Here is a 1,357-nt window from a genome sequence, read left to right on the forward strand (position 1 = left end):
TGTCAATCCCCTCAAAGCGTGGAGACGGTCCTATGCCACAGCGGCCCTCAGCAGGGCCGTTGAGGCTTGCCTCTTCTCGATCATCTGGCGCTCGAATGTGACAGGCGGGAGCCCGTCGTTGGCGCTGTGTCTCCGTCTGGCGTTGTAGAAGTCGGTGATCCAGGTTGCGATCTTCAGGCGGGCCTCGGCCCGGGTACGGAAGTGCTGCCGGTAGACGTATTCGACCTTGAGCGTGCTGTTGAACGACTCGGCCGCGGCGTTGTCGAGCGCGCAGCCGACCCGGCCCATCGACTGAACGACCCCATGCCGGCGGCATTCGGCCTGGTAGCGGGCGGCGGTGTACTCGCTGCCCCGATCGGAGTGGAAGATCACCCCGTCCACGTCACCGCCACGGGTGGCGACCGCCATCTGCAAAGAGGCGACCGTCAGCGCCGCATCGTGATGCTCGGACATGGCGTACCCGAGCAGACGGCGAGAGAACAGGTCCTCCACCGTGGCCAGATACAGCGGCCCCTCATCAGTGCTGATCATCGTGCCGTCGCCCACCCACAGCACATCGGGGGCGACCGCGGAGAACTTCCGCCCGACCAGATCCGGCGCGGCCGGCCGCTTGCCTTGACGGGTCAGCGAGCGCGGCTTCTTGGGCACCCGTCCGGCCAGACCGAGTTCGGCCATCCGCTTGGCCACGGTGTTCTCCGACACCTTCCAGCCCTCGCCGCGCAGGTCATGAGTGATCCGCGGCGATCCGTAGGTGCCGTCCGAGGCCGCGAAGTGCCGTGCGATCTCCTCATCCAGCCGGGCCCGGCGCTGCTCACGCATCGTAGGCTCGCGGTTCTTCCACTTGTAGAACCACGACTGCGACACCCTCAGCGCCCGGCAACTGGTGGCGTGGTCAATGCCATAGTCGGTCTTCTGGGAGCAGATGAAGGCCGCCACGCTCACCGGCCCACCGCCTCTTTCACCCACAAGACCACCGAACGCTTGAGGACATCACGCTCGTCCTCCAGCTCAGCGCGTTCCTTCTCCCAGGCCGCCTTCTCCCGGGCGTGCTGCTTGACCAGCTCGGCCTTCTCCCGCCGCAGCCGCGCCAGCTCTTCGCTCTCGGACTCCTTCAGCGTCCCGCCTCCACTGCCGTTGCCGCCGGCCTGCCCATTGGCGTGCCGGTCCAGCTGCACCCAGTTGTGCAGCGTGTACTCGTTGATACCAAGGTCTCGCGCGACGTGCGAGACGGGCTTGCCGGTCTCCTTGACGATACGCACCGCCCCGGCCCGGAACTCCGGATCAAAGCGGCGCCTGGGGGTACCTGCCACGACCAAACCTCTCCCGGTTCGGTCTCCACGCTACGAGGGGAAGCTCA

Annotated in this window: 2 protein-coding genes; both read right to left on the minus strand. The window is 66.7% G+C overall.

Translation table 11 applies throughout. The features are described 5' to 3' along the window. Window positions 1–30: 30 nt before the first annotated feature. Window positions 31–942: an IS3 family transposase gene (locus tag AP234_RS00035; protein ID WP_152990134.1), complete on the minus strand. Its 912-nt coding sequence runs from the start codon at window positions 940–942 to the stop codon at window positions 31–33. After that, complete coding sequence (locus AP234_RS00040) at window positions 939–1,310, minus strand: transposase (protein ID WP_055477450.1); 372 nt, start codon at window positions 1,308–1,310, stop codon at window positions 939–941. The genes AP234_RS00035 and AP234_RS00040 overlap by 4 nt, the downstream gene beginning before the upstream one ends. Window positions 1,311–1,357 lie beyond the last annotated feature (47 nt).

Origin of the sequence: Sphaerimonospora mesophila (genome assembly GCF_001417795.1) — a bacterium.
Classification (GTDB): Bacteria; Actinomycetota; Actinomycetes; order Streptosporangiales; family Streptosporangiaceae; genus Sphaerimonospora; species Sphaerimonospora mesophila.